The following is a 16,882-nucleotide window of genomic DNA, read 5'->3' as shown; positions in this document are numbered from 1 at the left end:
ACCGCATTGTTAGCCGGATGGGGGGTCTTGTCATAACCATCCAACTCGCTGCCTCCGCTGCGCATCCGTGTCACCGTATCGACATCACGTTAGGTGGCGCGCGGAACTATTGACAAGTGGACAACAGTAGCGGCTAAGTTAATGCTTATTCGCATCGTAGACTCGGGGCTAACCGCCGGGTCGGGCGCGGCGCGACGGATGCCAGCCGAGCGTGGGCCCAACCGGAACATGGGTCTCGTCGAACGTGGGTATGTCAGAGAGGACCGGTTCTAGCGTGAGTACCGAAGCATTCATTTACGACGCGATCCGCACCCCACGCGGTCGCGGCAAGGCGACCGGCTCGTTGCATGGGGTGAAGCCGATCTCACTGGTGGTCGGCTTGATCGACGAACTGCGTAAGCGGCACCCGAATCTGGACACCGACCGGCTGGAGGACGTCATTCTCGGCGTGGTCTCGCCGGTGAGTGACCAGGGTTCGGTGATCGCGCGTATCGCCGCGCTGGCCGCCGGACTGCCCGACCACGTTGCCGGGGTACAGCTCAACCGGTTCTGCGCTTCGGGGCTGGAAGCGGTGAACACCGCGGCACAGAAGGTACGTGCCGGGTTCGACGAGCTGCTGCTCGCCGGTGGCGTCGAGTCCATGTCCAGGGTGCCGATGGGCTCTGATGGCGGCGCGATGGCGATGGACCCGGAGACGAGCTACGAGACCTACTTCGTACCGCAGGGAATCGGCGCTGACCTGATCGCCACGATCGAGGGCTTCTCCCGCGAGGACGTGGACAGCTATGCCGTGCGCTCGCAGGAGCGCGCCGCGGCCGCGTGGTCCGGCGGTTACTTCTCGAAGTCCGTGATCCCGGTGAAGGACCAGAACGGCATCACCATCCTCGACCACGATGAACATATGCGGCCGGAGTCCACGGTTGCCGGGTTGGGCAAGCTCTCGCCATCGTTCGAGGGCATTGGCGAGATGGGCGGGTTCGACGCGGTCGCCCTGCAGAAGTACCACTCCGTAGCGGCGATCAACCACGTACACACCGCCGCGAACTCCTCGGGCATCGTGGACGGCGCCGCGCTGCTGCTGATCGGCAGCGAGCAGGTCGGCAACGAACTCGGCCTGACCCCGAGGGCCCGTGTAGTGGCGACCGCCACCAGCGGTGCCGATCCGACGATCATGCTGACCGGGCCGACGCCGGCCACTCGCAAGCTGCTCGCCAAGACCGGGCTTTCGGTGGCCGATATCGATCTGTTCGAGCTGAACGAGGCGTTCGCTTCCGTTGTGCTGAAGTACCAGAAGGATCTGGGTATCCCGGACGAGAAGCTCAACGTCAACGGTGGTGCCATCGCGATGGGCCATCCGCTCGGCGCTACTGGCGCGATGATCACGGGCACGATGGTGGACGAGTTGGAACGGCGGCAGGCCAACCGCGCCGTGATCACCTTGTGCATTGGCGGCGGCATGGGGCTGGCGACCCTGATCGAGCGCGTCTGAACGGCCGGACTTCGAAAGGGAATCGAGACACCGAATGACTGAACAGAACATGATTCGCTGGGAGTCCGACGCGGACGGCATCGTCGTACTCACCATGGACGACCCGGATCAGTCGGCCAACACGATGAACGAGACGTACCGGTCCGCGATGGCCGCTACCGTGGACCGGCTCGAGGCCGAGCGCGACTCGATCACCGGTGTCGTTATCACGTCCGCGAAGAAGACGTTCTTCGCCGGTGGCGACCTCAATGATCTGATCCAGGTGCAGCCGGAACACGCCGAGGAGGTCTTCAAGCAGGTCACCGAAACCAAGGCACAGCTGCGCCGGCTGGAAAAGCTTGGCAAGCCTGTGGTCGCGGCCATCAACGGCGCCGCGCTCGGTGGCGGCCTGGAGATCGCCCTGTCCTGTCACTATCGCATCGCGGCCGATGTGCGCGGCTCGCAGATCGGCCTGCCCGAGGTGAGTCTCGGTCTGCTGCCGGGCGGTGGCGGGATCGTGCGTACGGTACGACTGCTGGGGATTCAGAACGCCCTGCTGAACGTGTTGTTGCAGGGCCAGCGACACAAGCCGGCGAAGGCTGCCGAGTTGGGACTGGTCAATGAGCTGACGTCCTCGGTGGATGAGCTGGTGCCCGCAGCCAAGGCCTGGATCAAGGCAAACCCCGAAGCGGCCCAGCCGTGGGACACCAAGGGGTACAAGATCCCCGGCGGCACCCCGAGCAATCCGAGCTTTGCGGCCAATCTGCCCGCGTTCCCTGCGAACCTGCGTAAGCAGCTCAAGGGCGCGAACATGCCCGCGCCGCGCAAGATCATGGCGGCTGCGATCGAGGGAACACAGGTCGATGTGGACACCGCGTTCGTGATCGAGTCGCGGTACTTCGTCGAGCTGGCAACCGGTCCGGTCGCGAAGAACATGACCAAGGCTTTCTTCTTCGATCTGCAGCACATCAACTCGGGTGGCTCCCGCCCGGATGGCTATCCGACGTTCACCGCGAACAAGGTGGCGGTGCTGGGGGCCGGCATGATGGGGGCCGCGATCGCCTACGTCTGCGCGCGGGGCGGTATGCAGGTCATGCTCAAGGATGTCTCTCAGGAGAACGCGGACAAGGGCAAGGGCTATTCGGTAGCGCTGTTCGACAAGCAGGTCTCGCGCGGCAAGCTCACCCAGGACAAAGCCGACGAGACGCTTGCCAGGATCACCCCGACCGCCGATCCGAACGACCTTGCCGGCTGCGACCTGGTGATCGAAGCGGTATTCGAGAGCCAGGAACTCAAGCACAAGGTCTTCCAGGAGATCGAAGACATCGTCGCACCGAACGCGGTACTCGGTTCGAACACCTCGACGCTCCCGATCACCGGCCTCGCCGAAGGTGTCAAGCGGCAGGACGACTTCATCGGGTTGCACTTCTTTTCCCCTGTGGACAAGATGCCGCTGCTCGAGATCATCTGTGGTGAGAAGACCAGCGAGGCGACGCTTGCCAAGGCGATCGACGTCGCGCAGCAAATCAAGAAAACCCCCATCGTGGTCAATGACAGCAGGGGCTTTTTCACCAGCAGGGTGATCGGCACGTTTATCAACGAAGCCGTTGCCATGGTCGCCGAGGGCGTAGCACCGTCCTCTGTGGAACAGGCTGGTTCGCAGGCAGGTTATCCCGCGCCGCCACTGCAGCTAATGGATGAGCTGACCCTGACCCTGCCGCGCAAGATTCGGGAGGAGACCAAGGCCGCGGTGGAGGCGGCGGGTGGCACCTGGGCACCGCATCCGGCGGATTCGGTGATCGACCGGATGGTCGACAAGTTCGAACGTGGCGGGAAATCCGCCGGAGCGGGTTTCTACAACTACGCGGACGGCAAACGTGCCGGTCTGTGGGAAGGGCTCGCGGAGCACTTCGCGCGGGGTACCGAGCTGCCCTTCGAGGACATGAAGGAGCGGATGCTGTTCGCGGAGGCGCTGGAGACGGTGAAGTGCTTCGACGAGGGCGTGCTTCGGTCGGTCCAGGACGCGAATATCGGGTCCATTATGGGCATCGGCTTCCCGGCATGGACCGGTGGTGTGATCCAGTACATCAACAACTACGCCGGCGGGGTAGCGGGTTTCGTCGCCCGTGCCAAGGAGTTGGCCGACCACTACGGTGAGCGGTTCGCGCCGCCAGCTTCGCTGGTGGCCAAGGCGGAGCGCGGCGAGATTTTCGAGTAGCCGTACGAAAGAAGGTGGGGCGGTCAGGAAAAGCCGCCCCACCTTCTTTGCCATGCTGGCTACGCGAGGGTCAGCTGTCGATATCGGTGATCCGCAGGCCGGCGTGTGCCTTGTAGCGCCGGTTGATCGCGATCAGATTCGCGGTAAACGCCTCGACCTGGTGCGCGTTGCGCAGTCGGCCGCCGTAGATTCCCCGCACTCCCGGGATCACGTCGGCCAGTTCACGCACCACATCGGTGGCTGCACGGTCATCCCCGAGCACGAGTACGTCCATATCGACTTCCGGAATGGACACATCCGCGAGGGTCACCGCGGAAACGTGGTGGAAAGCCGCTGTCACCCGGGATTCCGGCAGCAGTGCCGCCGCCTGCTGCGCGGCGCTGCCTTCATCGACGACAAGCGCGTACGGGCCGCGCTTGTCGAAGCCCAGCGGGTTCACGCAGTCAATGACGATCTTGCCGGCGAGTTCGGTACGCAACGATTCGAGCGTCTTGGCGTGCCCGTCCCATGGCACCGCGACGAGCACGATATCCGCCCTGCGCGCGCAGTCGGCGTTCTGCGCGCCGGACACGGTGTCCGAACCAGCCAATTCGGCGATCTCCGCCGCGGCCTGGCCGGCCCGCTCGGCGTCCCGGGAGCCGATCACCACCCGTAGGCCAGCTCGTGCCCACCGCACGGCCAGACCCTTGCCCTGTGGGCCGGTGCCGCCGAACACCCCAATGGTCATCTCTCGTACATCGGTCACGTCAAAGCTCCCTACCGTCGATGGATCCTCGTGCCGCCGTCGGCAAGCAGCTACGGGGATCCGCCTGGGTCCGAAAGTGCCACTCAATACATCTGACGCGCTGACCCTAGCTGATTAGCGAGGCTCAGTACTCCCGTCCGCTTGGCTCGGCCCTGGCCCCGGCGACCACCAACCTGGTCGGACTTCCTGTTCGCGAATCACGTGTGGTTCGACACCGTCCTCATACGGCTCCACCTTGAGTAGCTGGCCCCACGGTTGGTCGCGGTCCCCGGCCAGGTAGCTGGGTACCTCGGGCTGATTGGCGACCTCTTCGATCCAGCCGAGTGGGCCGCCGCCCTTGGCTGAGGAGACATTCCCGTCGCCAGCCAGTGGCGAAGCCGTGATGCGGTACTTCGGAATCTCGCTGATCCCGTCCTGGGTGGTTGGCAGCTGGACGCAGGGATACACGAAGCCAGCCGGCCAGTCCATATAGGTCGGTTCGTCACCGACGAGTTCAGTGAGCGTGGTGAGTTCCGGCAACCGTGGACTGGTCAGCGCTATCCAGCCGTCTTCGGTGACGTCGTTGTCCTCCACGACCAGGCGCATGACCTCGTCCTCGGCGGACTCCCTGGCGGCGAACCGGGTATCGGCCCAGGTGCTGGATTCGGACTCCTTCATCTCCACGGTGGTTTCCCGAACCACCTCGATGCCGTTGGGGGTGTGCTTGCCGAACTCGGCTCTGATCTCAACGGCCTTGTCTTCCTCACCGGCGACGGAGATCGCGACCTCCTGATCGTCAGCCTCCGCCGGCAAGGCGTACCAGTTGGTGCGCAGCTGACCGATCGGGCTCTGCTCGTTGCGGAAACTGCTCCACATTGGAGCATTTTCGGTCTTGGAACCGTGTGGCGGCTTTGAGATCGGGTCATCGTGCGCAACCGGATCGCTGTGGAAACCAACCTGGACCCGTTCGGTGGTCCGTTCCAGCGGTGGTAGCTCAACGCCTGGGTCCGGTGGTGCCGGATTGGGATTCACCGTGCGCTGTTGTTCCGGCGGCAGTGGCTGGAGCACGCTGGCGATCGGATCGCGCTCCACTGTCACGTAGTCGCCGAGGTTGCAGCTGCTCTTGTAGAGGTGCTCGAAGTTTGCCGCGCCGAGGCTGTAGCTGTCTCGTTGCTTGTGGATCGCCTTGGCCATGCTGCCAAATTCCGCGATGGCGACCGCGCCACAGATCGCCACCAGGGACACCGAACCGAGCAGCAGCGCCCTGCGGGGCCGTTCCGGTTTGCGAACGAACTGGTCGGTGTTCTGCAGACCGGCCCTGATGTTCTCGATGAACGCGATCGCGGCCATCACCAAGGCAGCCAGCACCAGCAGGGTCGCGATGCTGATACCGAGAATCTCGGGTGGAATATCGTTCCACGGAACGCCCAGTTTGGACACGAACCAGTAGGCGTTGGGCCCGGTCACCGCGAGCGCGGAGATACCGAGCAACGCGGCGAGGAACGCGCGCCGGTTGCGTTTGGACCGCAGGACGTTCGCGCTCGTGGTCAGTGCGGTGAGTGCCGCGATCGAGGCGCCAACCGCGGCGAACGCGCCGAAGTGGTGGGTCCACTTGGTCGGGGTCAGCGCCATCAGCAGGAAGAACAGCGCGATGGTGCCGAGTAGTCGACGGGTGGGGCCAAGCGCGGCACCGGGAATCCGGCCGCGGCGTAGCAGTACCGCAAGGCAGGTAACGGTGCACAACAACAGCAGCAGCACCGGGAACCGCCGGCTCAGTGAGCCGTCCGCGCTACTGTCGAACAGCAGCCGATAGCGCGCGAACTCCTCGTACCAGCCGAGGCTGGGACCAACCAAGCCCCGCAGCCTGGTGGCTTCCAGCACACTGGCGAAGGTCTGGTCGACGAACACCACGATCAGCACGATGGATCCGGAGCCAAGGATCGGCGCCAGTAGCTGCAGCCAGCCCCCTTCGCTCGCGCGACTACGCAGCAGTCGTGCCAGTGGCCGCGCGGAGACGAGGAACGGTGCGACCGCGATCATCCCGGTTGGCGTGGCGGCCAGGGTGAATGCGGCCGCGATCAGTCCGAGGCACAGCGGTAGCAGCCGGCGGGTGACCAGTGCCCGTTCGACCGCGGTCAGCGCGAGCAGGGAACCAGCCGCGGCCACCGGCTCGGGACGCAAGCCGTTGTTGAACGGCATCCACCAGATCAGGAACACCGCGGCGGCGGCCCAGCCGGCGGCACGGCTGCTGCGCACCGCCGTGCCCAGCCGAGGCAGCACCTCGCGGCTGATCAGGAACCAGCTGAGTACGCCGAGCAGGAACGAGGGCAGTCGAACCCAGGGTGGGGCCGAACTGACGTGCGTCATCAGCTCGTAGACGTGGTAAAACCAGCCGAACGGTGCCTCGGCTACGCCGAACCAGCGGTAGTAGTTGGTGAGATAGCCAACGTCCTCGCGGACCTTCGCCATCGAGAGGATGTACCCGTCGTCGGCGGTGACCGGGCCGATGATCACCCAGATCCCGAGTGCGCCGATGACCAGGACATCGCGCAGGTTCAGCCGCCACCAGCCGAGTGGAACCAGCCGGGGCGCGCGGCGGGCGCCCGTCGCGTCCAGTTTGCTCACCGCGATCAGGCAGCCGATCAACGCGAGCACACCGATCAGCGAGATCGCGGTCTTCCAGAGGGTGGGTGAGGATTCGTACCTGGTGTCCGGCGTGATCGAAACGCCCAGACCGTCAATCGGATCCCGTTCGGCCTGGATATCCGAATAGATGCCGAGGACCCGCGGGCGGATATCGCCCTCTTCCTCGAAGATGGTTTCGCCGCCCGCGGTGACCGACGTCGAGTGCGCGTCCGAGGAGTAGCGCACATCGCAACCCTGCGGCGGCAGTGGTTGCTCCGCGACCTGCTGGCCGCGGTTGACCACGGTGAGCAGATTACCGTCGACTCGTAGCTGCATCCCGGACCCGAAACCGGTGCGGTCCGGGGGCACCGTGGACATCAGCATCGCGCGCCCGTCCTGATGGCGCGCATCGACCGACTGGATGGACGAGCAGGGCACGGATATCTGCATATCCTGCGCCCAGTACGCCGTTAACGGAGCGTTGACCTGCGATGTGTCGCCATTGTGCGGCCACGCGATCTTGGCGGTGTCCTGCGTGACGGGCAGGAAGGGGACCGCGATCGCGCAGATGGCCGCGATCAGGCCCAACAGGACGGCGAGCGATCTCCACCGAGCTGGGGCTGGCCCGGATGCCTTGGTCGCGCCAGTGTCCTGATCTTCTTCTGTCGAGCTAGGCACCTTTTTCCCAGGAGATGAGCCGGTTGCGGGGGACGACACCGCGCAACGCTAACCCACCCGCACCGGTGGCCGAATTGGCCACCCCTCTGCCGGTTCGGGCGCCAACGGGCCGAAGTCGCGCGCCGCGGCGCGCGGCGACATGTGGTCAGTACCGCACAACGACAAGCCAAACTAGTTAGATAGCAGTGCTAAGCTTTTGCGAAGTGGCCATGTCGTTAGCGGAGAGCGAGCAGATCAACGCCGGTCGGGACCAGCGAGGTACCGGCGGAGTACTGCTATCCGTTGGCCTGCTGGTCACCGTGTGTGTCATGCCGGTGTTCCTGGTCGGCGGCCTCGGTGTGCAGCTTCGTGCCGAACTCGGCCTCACCGAGGCTCTACTTGGCGCGGCCGCATCCATCTTCTTCGCCGCTGGCGCGGTTTCGGCGCGACCGTTCGCGGCCGTAACCGAGCGGGTCGGACCGACCATCGCGATGCGGTCCGCGGCGCTGGGCAGCGCGCTGTGCCTGTTCGGACTGGCCGCGGTGCCGAACGCCGGCTGGCTGCTCGGGGTGATCGCCCTCGCCGGGGTAACCAATTCGCTGTGCCAACCCGCGAGTAACGAGCTGCTCATGCGGCGGGTCAAGCCGGATCGGCGTGGTTTTGCCTTCGCCGTCAAACAGGCGGCCATTCCCGCCGCCACGCTCTCCGCCGGACTGGCGGTGCCGGCGATCGCGTTGACGATTGGCTGGCGGTGGGTGTTCGCGATCGCCGGGCTACTCGCGTTGCTCAGCGCCGTCTGCGTCCCCCGATTGCGCTGGACCCGGCCAAAAGCGCGAGTTCGGAACAGCGGTGGGTCCACGGGCGTGTTGCTCACGCTGCTCAGCATCGCCGCGGGATTCGGGGCAGCCGCGGCGAACGCGATGGGCGCGTTCGTGACGTTGACCGCCGTGGAGGTCGGTTATGAAGAGGGCAACGCCGGCCTGATGCTCGCGCTCGGTTCCGCGGCCGGCCTGGCGAGCCGGCTGGGTGCCGGTGCCCTCGCCGATCGCAGGAAGCCGAACCTGCTCCGAATGGTCACCACGATGGTGATCGTGGGCTCGATCGGTTTCCTGTTGCTCGCCTTCGGGCAGCCGGTGCTGTTCCTGGTTGGTTTGGTGCTCGGCTTTGGCTTCGGCTGGGCGTGGCAGGGCGTGTTCAACTTCGCGGTCGCCGCGCGGTTCCCGGACCGGGTCGCCACGGCGACCGCGGTGACCCAGACCGGGGTGTTCATTGGCGGCGCGCTCGGCCCGATCATTTTTGGCGTGCTCGCCAGTACCCAGGGCGTGCCCGCCGCGTGGCTGTCCGCGTTCGGGATGATGGCCCTGACCGCCGTCGCGTTGCTGCTGGCGGGACGCCGCTGACCGATGCGATTACGGCTGGCCGATTGGTTGGCCGATCCGTTCCACGCTCTGTGGCCGCAGCGCCCTGGTGACGCGCGGATCGCTCAGCGCGGTGCGCAGCGCGGCCAGTCCTTCGATCCGCACCACTCTGATCGGCGTATAGAGGTCCTTGTCGTGCCACAGCGGCGGATGTTCGGCGGTCGGATCCCAGTCGAGCAGGAACGCACAGCCGCGCGCCAGCGCCTCATCGGCGGTCGCTGATCTGGGTGCCTGACCACACCGCAGGATCTGCATGGCATAGGCCGTTTCCTCGTAGGTGCCTTCCCAGTGCCCCCACGAGCCGTCCGGACGTTGGTTCGCGAGTACCCACGAGACGGCCTTGTCCAGCGCGGGGTGTGCGGTAGCGCCGCCGTACTCGTGCAGGCTCAGCGCGCATCGCGCGGTCGCGTAGTAGGGCGAGGCATGCCATTTGTCCGTCCACGCGCCGTCGAGCTGCTGCTGGGCGCACAGCCACTGGGTCAACCGGCGCATGATCTCGACCTGGCGTCGCGCCGCGGCCTGGCCAACCCGCAGCGTGGCGCCGAGTGCCAGCAGCACATGCGCGTTCGCGCTGGTGGACGGGGTGCGTTCGTTCGGATAGCAGCAGAAATGCGGATCGACCAGGTAATGCCACAACGCGGTGGGCGCTCGCGGACTACCGAGGCGCGCCAGGGTGTGCAGCACCGCCGCGGTGTCGTCCACATCTGGCGGCAGACCAGCGCCGCCAGGGGCGCCTTCCTGGCCGAGCGCCTGGTCAAGGTCCGCGACCAGGCGCGCTGGCGGAGTGACGTCGAAGCCGGCGGTCAGAATGGTGGCGCTGACCCAGGCGCGTTCGAAGGTAGGTAGCGGCGCGGCGACCGGCACGAGACCCGCATAGCGGCGTTGCACTTCGGTCAGGTAGCGCGCCGAGGGATGACCGGATTCGTATTCGAGACGTTCGCCAAGCCAGGTAGCGGTTGCGGCGGGGGAGCAGCCAATAGTACCGGTCACCGGCTGGAAATCCGGTAGCTCGGCGATGCCTGTGCCCAGCATCTCGCTGGAATGCCGGAGTTTGTCGGGAATCGGTTGTCGCTGGGCCACCGCCTCGCGAAGCTCGGCGAGCAGTTCGGGTATGCACCCGGGTGGGTATCGCAGTGGTCGGCGCAGTTCATCCGGGATACGGCCGGCCAGCGCACCGTCATCCGCGTCGCCGAGCTGCGTGTTTACCTCATCCACCAGCCACGGTACGAGCGCTTCGACCGCGACGGTATCGGGTAGTGCCTCGCCGGTCGGGCCGAGCCGGTCGTGCAGCGCGCGCAGCGCGGCGCTCACGGCGCGGTCGAGGTGTTCGGCGTGGATCCCCGCGGCCGTCGCCTGCCGGGGATTTCGCATCGCGCGCAGCAGCGCTTCCGTCGCGCTCAGGGTAGGTAGGATCCAGTATCCCGGTCGTCCGGTCCAGCTGCCGTCCGCGCATTGGGTCCGCAGGAGGAATTGCAATCTGAGTTGTTGTCCGGCGAACTCCGGTGCGACCGCGGTTACCCGCCCGGTTTCATAAATGGATGGGGAGTATTTTCCGTACGGATCGCTGAGCATTTCTGAAACAAGATTCGATGCGGTTGAGTCAATCTTTTTCAGAAATGCTGTAATTGAATCCACTGGAGCTTCCTCCGGAGAATGGGTTACCGCTTCCGCGATGACACGACAACGCATTAGCTGGGCGGTCGTTGTGGCTGGTCTGCGGCGGTGGCTCGGTTCGGGTGCGGCGCTCAAGATCGTTTACGGGACATGAGCCGAAGGTAGCAGCACCCTTGCGGACCGTGCACGAATCTTCGGTCGTTTGGCCGAGTAACGTCGCGGTCAGCAGCGAGGCAAGCGAACGTATCGAACCAGGGGGCAACCCCGGAGGAGTATTGCGTTTGGTGAACTGTACGGAGCGTGACTCCACGCGAGTGGTCGTTGCGGGTATCGGATCAGAACTGCACGCCGCGGGTCAGCGCCCCGTCGATCAGCAAATTGGTTCCGGTGATGAAACTTGCCGCCGGGCTGGCAAGAAACGCGACGCCCCTGGCTACTTCCGCCGGGGTGGCCATCCGGCCCGTCGGGTTGAGCGCGAGTGCCTCGGCGAAGAATTCCGGATTGTTCTGCTCCATTGTCTGCCAGACGCCGTCGGCGAAATAGGTGTTGCCGGGCGAGACACTGTTTGCGCGGATTCCCTGTGCCGCCAACTGATACGCCAACCCTTGGGTGTAATGGATGATGGCGGCTTTGAAGGTGCCATAGGGGCCAGCGGCGAAGTCGATTTCCCTCCCGGAAACGCTGGAGATCGTCACGATCGACGGGGCGGTGCTCCGCTCGAGATGCGGCATGGCGGCATCCACGAGACCAACCGTGCCCATCAGGTCCACGTCGAAGCTGATCCGCCAGTTCGATGGCTCGTTGGGGATCGCCAGCGCGCTGACGTTGGCGACGACGATATCGAGCCCGCCGAGTGCTGCCGCGGCGTTGTCCACCCAGGACCGAACGGCTTCGATGTCCGCGACGTCCACAGCGGACCCAGTAGCGGTGTGCCCGGCTTCGGTTAGTTGGGCGGCGAAATCGTTGACCTGCTCCTCGGTGCGGGCGCAGAAGCCGACCTTGGCGCCCTCCGCGACGAGGGCTTCGACGATCCCTCGGCCGATTCCCTTGGTCCCGCCGGTCACCAGGGCGCGCAGCCCGTTCAGTTGCAGGTCCATGGATCCGAACTCCTGTTCTTCCGGGTGAGGTGCTGCTGGTGGTCAGCCGATCGTCGCGGCCAGCTGACGCATCTTCTGGTGCATTCCCTGATAGGCCGTGGCCGTGGGCAACAGGCGTTTCGCCACCTTCGTGACCGAGCTGTAGTTGGCATCCACCACATTGGCCAATGGTGCTTCGCTGATCTGGGTGAGCAGCTGGTAGCCGTCCAGGGGGTCCAGACCGTAGAGCTCGCCGAACCAGCTGATCATGTCGCGTTGCCCGGCTCGCCATGCGTCCTCGAGCGGTCGGCTCGAACCCACCGAGGCCAGGTGGTCGTCCGTTTCGATTCGTGGCCACGCTGGAGCGCCGCCTTTGATCAGATCGACGAGCATCGTGACATGCATGGCGCCCTCAACCGCGGTGCCGCAGGCTTCGCCCTCACCCTGCCGGTAATGGCCATCGCCAACCGAAAACAGCGCGCCAGGTACGTTGACGGCTAGAAAACAGGTCGCCCCGGCGCGCATTTCCGGAGTGTCCATATTGCCGCCGAAGGTATCGGGAACGAGCGAGGACCGTGCCTCGCCAGCTGCCGGCGCCGTCCCAACCGTGCCAAGCATCGGCGACATCGGCAACTCGAGGCGAAAATCGCTGGCATGCGCGACGAACTCGACTGAGTTCCGGGCACTGTTGACGTGGTAGATCCAGGTTCGTTCGTCGAGTGCCGGCTGCAGCATCGCGGTTCGGTCGGTGCCGGTCAGCCCGCCGAAGAACGGGATCGTCGCGGATGCGGCCCAATCGCGCGCTGGAGTGAGATCCACGAAATGCAGCGCAAGGGTGTCACCTGGCTCCGATCCGTCCACATAGAACGGACCGGTCTGTGGGTTCACGAACGGCATCGTGAGCGCGCGGCTTGGCAGATCGGTAATATCGCGCAAGTTTCCACAGAACGCGTCCTCGGTCCACAGCCGCAGCAGGCTACCCGGACGTACGTGCCGGATCGGCGCCACGCCACCGAAAGTCCACGCGTACTGCTCCGGGGTTGGGCTGAACTCGACGACCTCCATTGGTGCTCCTTTCGCGGGTGTTCAATCGCGTAGGATCGCGTGTTCCCGGTTCAGCTCGCTGACCGCCGACACCCCGAGCAGCCGCATGGTTCGAGCCAGCTCGGTGTGCAAGATCGAGATGGCTCGCTGCACGCCGAACTCGCCGGCGGCCATCAAGCCGTACAGGAACGCCCTGCCGACCAGGCAGGCCCGCGCGCCCATGGCGATCGCCGCGGCGATGTCGCTACCGCTACGCAGACCGGAATCCATCAGCACCTCAGCGCGATCGCCGACCGCGTCGACAACGGAAGGCAGCAGCCGCAGCGGGGTAGGCGCTCGGTCAAGTTGCCTGCCGCCGTGGTTGGACACCACGAGTGCGTCCGCGCCATGGTCGACGGCCGCGCGGGCATCGGCGACGGTCTGGATTCCCTTCACGATCAGTGGTCCCGGCCAGGCCCCGCGAATCCAGTCGAGATCCGCGAAGGTGATCGAGGGGTCGAACAGCTGGTCCACCAACTGCGCGGCGGTGCCCTGCCGGTCGCCAAGCGCGGCCACCGTCGGTGGCTCCGTGGTGAGGAGGTTGAACCACCAGCTAGGGTGCCGCGCCGCATCGAGCACGGTCCGCGCGGTCAGTTGTGGCGGGATGCTCAGCCCGTTGCGTACATCGCGCAATCGCGCGCCACCGACCGGCGTGTCCACGGTGAGGATCAGCGCCTGGTAGCCGGCAGCGTGGGCGCGCTCGATGAGCTCCTTGGCGAAACCATGATCGCGCCAAACGTACAGCTGAAACCACCGGTTCGCCGCTGGTGCCTCCGCGGCGGCTGTTTCGATCGTCGTGCTAGCCATTGTGGACAGTGCAAAGGTCACGCCGGTCCGCTGCGCCGCACGCGCCACCGCGCGCTCGCCTTCGTGCTGGAGCATCCTGGTGAACCCGGTAGGCGCCAAGGCGAAGGGCACCGGCCAGGTGCGGCCGAGTACGGATACCTCGGTATCCACCGTGCCGACATCCCTGAGGACGTTCGGCCGGAACTCGACCTGGTCGAACGCTTCCCTGGCGCGGCGCATGCTGACTTCCTCCTCAGCCGCGCCGTCGACATAGTCGAACACCGCTCTCGGTATCCGCCGTGCCGAGATAGCGCGCAGGTCCGCGATGGTGTGCGCGGCCGCGAGTCGCCGGTTCACTGGCTTGAGGCTGATCCGCCGCGGTCGCAGCAGTGGCTTGAACTCTGACCAACGCGGCAGTTGCCTACGCATGAGCACCAGTCGCCTTCCGCTCGCCGTCCGCCGACCACGGTTCGCCCAGGCGTTGACCCGCGCGCGAGGTCTCCGCTAGCGATTGTGGCGCAATTTGTCGATCAGCGACAGCTGACGGCGGGCTGGTCGACCCGACAGGGACGGCTGGTTACCAGTTGCGCTCGCCGTCCTGGCGGTCCTTACGCAATTCGGTGGCCAGTACGGCTGCCTGCGTGCGACGTTCCATGTCCAGTTTGCCGAGCAATCTGGACACATAGTTCTTCACCGTTTTCTCGGCGAGGAACATCCGCTCGGAGATCTGCCGGTTGGTCAACCCTTCGCCGATCAGTTCGAGCAGGTCCCGTTCCCGCTGGCTCAGCTGGGCAAGTGGCCCGGACGGCGCGCTGTCCTGCCGAAGTTTGTCCATCAGGGTCGCCGCAGCGCGGGTATCCAACAACGACCGGCCCTCGGCTACTTCGTGGATCGCCGAGAGCAGCCGCATACCCTGGATATCCTTGATCACATAGCCGCCGGCACCCGCGAGAACTGCGTCCAGCATGGCTTCCTCGTTGGTGTAGGAAGTCAGGATCAGCGCGGCCAGTTCGGGCAGTTTGGCGCGGAGGTCGCGACACAGCTCGATACCGTTGCCATCCGGTAACCGGACATCCAGGATGACCACGTCGGGACGTAGCGCCGGCACCCTGGCCAGCGCCTGCGCGGCGCTGCTTGCCTCGCCGGTGACCGTCAGTTCAGGGTCTGACTCGATCAGATCGGCTACACCGCGCCGCACGATCTCGTGATCATCAACGAGAAAGACTCGGATCATCAGCGACTACCTTCCTTCGGCAACCACGTTGCGTTCGACGAAACAGGAGTTCGGTCGCCGTGTCCAGCCTACGAGGCGGAACAGGGTCCGCATATCGCCCAGCGAGTCGCCCATGGCCATGCTCAACTCGCCGCGGAGGTCGAGCGGGCGACGATCACCGGGCATGGGGCGTGGTGGAGCAGCGCGTGGCTGGTCGAGCCGAGCAGCAGCCCAGGGAAACCACTGCGTCCCCGGCTGCCAACCACCAGCAGCTGCGCCCGCTTACCGGCCTCGATCAGCTCGTGTCGTGGCCGGCCATGCGCGAGCTGCACGGTAGTCGGTACCTGGGGATACTTGTCTCGCCAGCGGGCGAGTCGGTCGTCGAGCTGACGCCGCTGGACGTCGAGTACCGGCTCCCAGTTCACCGCGAACGATTCGATCACCCTGACCTGCGTCTCGCTGTCGGTGGTCGCATGCATCACGAGCAGCTCGGTGCCGCGCTGCGCGGCTTGCTGGAATGCGAGCTCGATAGCCATCTCACTGTTCGTTCCGAAGTCGAGGCCGAGCACGACGGGACCCGCTGTTGGTAGGCCCTGGTCGGGATGCGCGGTGCGCACCACGGCGACGGGGCAGTGCGCGTGCGCCGCGACGGCGGTCGTCGTCGATCCTACGAACAACCTGTCCATGACGTGGGTATGTGGCGCGCCAAGGACGACCGTGCGTGGCGTGGGGTCCTGGGTGAGCAGCAGGCTGCTCGGATGGGCAGCACGCAGTTCCCGCTGGACGACCAGGTCGGGGGCCAGCTGGGTAATCCTGGCGTGTGCGTCGTCCAGCACGGTTTCGCCTGCCCGCATGAGCTCATCGAGCAAACCGGAAGGTGGCGGAGGGTTGTCAAAGAAGAGCCCGGTGGCGACCACGGCATGGACCAGGCGTAGTGGGGCCTTCCACCGCGCTGCCTCGGCGACCGCCCACGCCACGGCAAGTTCCTGGTTGTTGGATTCGGCTATCCCGACGACGATCGGGGCTTTATCACTTGACATCGTGCGGCTCCTCGGTCGATATGGCCGGCGCCGACTCGGAGTGCTCGGCGGCCGGCGCGCCGGCGCTGGATTCCCTGGCGACCAGTACCGGGCAGCGGGCATGGTGCAGCAGACTGTTGCTCGTCGACCCGAGCAGCAGTCCGCGGAAACCGCCCCTGCCTCGGGAACCGACGACAACCAGCTGGGCATGTTCGGCATAGCGCAACAGCGTGGGTGCCGGCCGGCCACGCACGGTCACCTGGTCAATCGCGACCTCGGGATACTTGTCCCGCCAACCGTCGAGCTGGTGAGCCAGTTCTCGGCGGGTTTCCGCGTCCCGCAAGCCTGACTCGGCGCTTCCGCCAGGCATCGGGCCGCGCCAGACACGTACCGCGGTGAGGCCGGTGGCGCGGAGCCGGGCTTCCTCGAACGCCAGGCCAAGGGCCGTTTCGCTGGCCGGTGAGCCGTCGAGGCCGACGACGATCGGGCCGGGGGCCGGTGGCGTGCTCACCAGCTCGTGCCGGATCACCGCGACTGGTGTGTTCCCATGCGCGGCGAGTGCCTGCGCCGTCGAACCGAGCAGCATCCCGGTAAACCCGCCGAGGCCGTGTGAGCCGAGTACGACGAGTTGCGCGTCGTGCGCCATGGCCAGTAACAGGGGGACCGGCTGCGCCTCCCGCAGCTCGGTGTGTACCCGCAGGTTCGGACCCACCTCGCGCGCGGTGGTCGTGGCCTCGGCCAGCCATTGCTCGCCGCGGGCGCGGATCCCCTCGCGAAGTTCGTGCAGGGTCGTGACGAAGTCGGGATAGCCGGCGGTCGGCACGGTGTAGCAATGGACGATCGCCAACGGCGCGTCCCGTAACCGTGCCGCATCCGCGGCCCACCGCACGGCGGATACCGCGGAACGAGAGCCGTCCACCCCGACCACGATCGGTCGCCGCCCGCTGCTCGCCATCTCAATCGGTCCTCTCGTCGCGAGCC

General features: G+C 65.9%; 12 protein-coding genes. 3 read left to right on the top strand and 9 right to left on the bottom strand.

Annotation, left to right across the window (positions count from 1 at the left end; translation table 11 throughout):
* The first annotated feature begins 274 nt into the window (after positions 1 to 274).
* Together EV191_RS21995 and EV191_RS21990 are read left to right on the top strand one after the other, a co-directional pair.
* Positions 275 to 1,489 carry an acetyl-CoA C-acetyltransferase gene (locus tag EV191_RS21995; protein WP_132879038.1) on the top strand — a complete coding sequence of 405 codons (1,215 nt, stop codon included), beginning with the start codon at positions 275 to 277 and terminating at the stop codon, positions 1,487 to 1,489.
* A 34-nt stretch (positions 1,490 to 1,523) separates the two neighbouring features.
* Positions 1,524 to 3,686 carry a 3-hydroxyacyl-CoA dehydrogenase NAD-binding domain-containing protein gene (locus EV191_RS21990; RefSeq protein ID WP_132879037.1) on the top strand — a complete coding sequence of 721 codons (2,163 nt, stop codon included), beginning with the start codon at positions 1,524 to 1,526 and terminating at the stop codon, positions 3,684 to 3,686.
* A gap of 70 nt (positions 3,687 to 3,756) precedes the next feature.
* Here the strand turns inward: EV191_RS21990 and npdG are convergent, their stop codons facing one another.
* Both npdG and EV191_RS21980 read right to left on the bottom strand, forming a co-directional pair.
* Positions 3,757 to 4,431: an NADPH-dependent F420 reductase gene (npdG, locus tag EV191_RS21985; RefSeq protein WP_243659133.1), complete on the bottom strand. Its 675-nt coding sequence runs from the start codon at positions 4,429 to 4,431 to the stop codon at positions 3,757 to 3,759.
* Positions 4,432 to 4,545: 114 nt separating this feature from the next.
* Positions 4,546 to 7,713: an arabinosyltransferase domain-containing protein gene (locus tag EV191_RS21980; protein ID WP_132879036.1), complete on the bottom strand. Its 3,168-nt coding sequence runs from the start codon at positions 7,711 to 7,713 to the stop codon at positions 4,546 to 4,548.
* 209 nt (positions 7,714 to 7,922) lie between these two features.
* Here EV191_RS21980 and EV191_RS21975 point away from each other — a divergent pair, with 209 nt between their 5' ends.
* Positions 7,923 to 9,092 (top strand): MFS transporter, encoded by a 1,170-nt coding sequence (locus EV191_RS21975; protein ID WP_132879114.1) that lies wholly within the window; start codon positions 7,923 to 7,925, stop codon positions 9,090 to 9,092.
* 9 nt (positions 9,093 to 9,101) lie between these two features.
* Here the strand turns inward: EV191_RS21975 and EV191_RS21970 are convergent, their stop codons facing one another.
* The 7 genes from EV191_RS21970 to EV191_RS21940 form a co-directional block, all read right to left on the bottom strand.
* Complete coding sequence (locus EV191_RS21970; RefSeq protein ID WP_243659132.1) at positions 9,102 to 10,682, bottom strand: prenyltransferase/squalene oxidase repeat-containing protein; 1,581 nt, start codon at positions 10,680 to 10,682, stop codon at positions 9,102 to 9,104.
* Positions 10,683 to 11,059: 377 nt separating this feature from the next.
* The gene (locus EV191_RS21965) at positions 11,060 to 11,821 is read right to left on the bottom strand and encodes an SDR family NAD(P)-dependent oxidoreductase (RefSeq protein WP_132879034.1); all 762 of its coding nucleotides are present in this window, start codon (positions 11,819 to 11,821) and stop codon (positions 11,060 to 11,062) included.
* Positions 11,822 to 11,863: 42 nt separating this feature from the next.
* A complete protein-coding gene (locus tag EV191_RS21960; protein ID WP_132879033.1) occupies positions 11,864 to 12,865 on the bottom strand; it encodes an acetamidase/formamidase family protein in 1,002 nt (333 codons plus the stop codon).
* Between the two features lie 21 nt (positions 12,866 to 12,886).
* Positions 12,887 to 14,098 (bottom strand): alpha-hydroxy acid oxidase, encoded by a 1,212-nt coding sequence (locus tag EV191_RS21955; RefSeq protein WP_165913050.1) that lies wholly within the window; start codon positions 14,096 to 14,098, stop codon positions 12,887 to 12,889.
* Positions 14,099 to 14,246: 148 nt separating this feature from the next.
* Complete coding sequence (locus EV191_RS21950; protein WP_132879031.1) at positions 14,247 to 14,903, bottom strand: response regulator; 657 nt, start codon at positions 14,901 to 14,903, stop codon at positions 14,247 to 14,249.
* Between the two features lie 122 nt (positions 14,904 to 15,025).
* Positions 15,026 to 15,922 carry a universal stress protein gene (locus EV191_RS21945; protein WP_165913049.1) on the bottom strand — a complete coding sequence of 299 codons (897 nt, stop codon included), beginning with the start codon at positions 15,920 to 15,922 and terminating at the stop codon, positions 15,026 to 15,028.
* Entirely contained in the window at positions 15,912 to 16,856 is a 945-nt protein-coding gene (locus EV191_RS21940) for a universal stress protein (protein WP_132879029.1), read from the bottom strand. Before EV191_RS21940 ends, EV191_RS21945 begins: the two co-directional genes overlap by 11 nt.
* Between the last annotated feature and the right edge of the window lie 26 nt (positions 16,857 to 16,882).

It is taken from the genome of Tamaricihabitans halophyticus (assembly GCF_004340875.1).
Lineage (GTDB): Bacteria > Actinomycetota > Actinomycetes > Mycobacteriales > Pseudonocardiaceae > Tamaricihabitans > Tamaricihabitans halophyticus.
The sequence above is the reverse complement of the archived record's forward strand: the minus strand, read 5'-3'. Positions and strand labels throughout refer to the sequence as shown.

Bases quoted from the DNA above. Each gene is read 5' to 3' on its own strand.
- EV191_RS21990 (WP_132879037.1), top strand. From the start codon at position 1,524: ATGACTGAACAGAACATGATTCGCTGGGAGTCCGACGCGGACGGCATC.
- EV191_RS21975 (WP_132879114.1), top strand. From the start codon at position 7,923: ATGTCGTTAGCGGAGAGCGAGCAGATCAACGCCGGTCGGGACCAGCGA.
- EV191_RS21970 (WP_243659132.1), bottom strand. From the start codon at position 10,682: ATGCTCAGCGATCCGTACGGAAAATACTCCCCATCCATTTATGAAACC.
- EV191_RS21965 (WP_132879034.1), bottom strand. From the start codon at position 11,821: ATGGACCTGCAACTGAACGGGCTGCGCGCCCTGGTGACCGGCGGGACC.
- EV191_RS21960 (WP_132879033.1), bottom strand. From the start codon at position 12,865: ATGGAGGTCGTCGAGTTCAGCCCAACCCCGGAGCAGTACGCGTGGACT.
- EV191_RS21955 (WP_165913050.1), bottom strand. From the start codon at position 14,098: ATGCGTAGGCAACTGCCGCGTTGGTCAGAGTTCAAGCCACTGCTGCGA.
- EV191_RS21950 (WP_132879031.1), bottom strand. From the start codon at position 14,903: ATGATCCGAGTCTTTCTCGTTGATGATCACGAGATCGTGCGGCGCGGT.
- EV191_RS21945 (WP_165913049.1), bottom strand. From the start codon at position 15,922: ATGTCAAGTGATAAAGCCCCGATCGTCGTCGGGATAGCCGAATCCAAC.
- EV191_RS21940 (WP_132879029.1), bottom strand. From the start codon at position 16,856: ATGGCGAGCAGCGGGCGGCGACCGATCGTGGTCGGGGTGGACGGCTCT.